Annotated in this window: 1 protein-coding gene; it reads right to left on the bottom strand. The window is 65.5% G+C overall.

Features of this window, described 5'->3' with window-relative positions:
- A partial coding sequence (locus EXE42_RS16640) for a hypothetical protein (RefSeq protein WP_137707027.1) occupies positions 1-383 on the bottom strand: 383 nt, incomplete at its 3' end.
- Between the last annotated feature and the right edge of the window lie 144 nt (positions 384-527).

Below are 527 nucleotides of genomic sequence, written 5' to 3'. Positions count from 1 at the left end.
CGCAGGGAACGCTCATCGTCGAACGGGCCGCGCTCCTTCGCTGCGAGCAGTCCGCCCAGGTAAGCGGAGACCCCGACGAAGATGATCAGAAACGAGACCGCAGCGCCGTACCCGTTTGGGAGCGGAAGCCATCGGACGCCGACGAGCGCGGCGAAGTTGGTCACGGCCAACGAAAGGAGAGTCCACCGGTCGTTCCTCCATCCGCTTCCGGTCCACCTGTCGGGAAACTCGCGGTTGGTTCGAAACTGGAACGCGACGCTCACAGCGAGCGCGACCGCGACCGCGCTCGAAAGCAGGACGTCGATTCCGAGCCAGAGCAACGCTCCCCCCGTTCCGACACCGAGGCCGAACGCTGCGAACCGATGGTAGCGGGGCCTTAACATACGAGTCGCTGACGTGCGCTAGCAAAAAACTGTACTGGCCGCCCGGAGACACCGCCACCGTACTCAGCGGACGACGCCCGTCGGTCTCCCGGGGATCGACGCCTCCGAAGTCCGATTCAGGGAGCGACGCCGACCGTCAACAGC

It is taken from the genome of Halorubrum sp. SP3 (genome assembly GCF_005435195.1).
GTDB classification, from domain to species: Archaea; Halobacteriota; Halobacteria; order Halobacteriales; family Haloferacaceae; genus Halorubrum; species Halorubrum sodomense.
The sequence above is the reverse complement of the archived record's forward strand: the minus strand, read 5'-3'. Positions and strand labels throughout refer to the sequence as shown.